The sequence below is a fragment of the Brachyspira catarrhinii genome (genome assembly GCF_005518285.1).
Classification (GTDB): domain Bacteria; phylum Spirochaetota; class Brachyspiria; order Brachyspirales; family Brachyspiraceae; genus Brachyspira; species Brachyspira catarrhinii.
The window spans coordinates 1-207 of sequence record NZ_SJDU01000985.1 but is presented as its reverse complement, the minus strand read 5'-3'; the positions used below and the strand labels follow the sequence as shown (position 1 = coordinate 207).

General features: G+C 45.4%; 1 rRNA gene. It reads left to right on the top strand.

Going from position 1 to position 207, the window contains the following annotated elements:
• Positions 1-207, top strand: a 23S ribosomal RNA gene (locus EZH24_RS13925); the annotation flags it as partial.

Here is a 207-nt window from a genome sequence, read left to right as displayed (position 1 = left end):
ATGGGAAACAGGTAAATATTCCTGTACTATAGTATGTTTCGATGGAATGACACAGATTGTTTGCGTGCGCGAGGTTTTGGTTGTCCTCGTCGAACCGTTTAGACTTGCGGCGAGTCAAATGCTTGTCGCTTTAAGGTTAAGGCGGGATAGTGACTGGGCTTTCGGGTTCAGGAAGTCGCGTAAACTAGGCTGTTGAGAAATAATTTC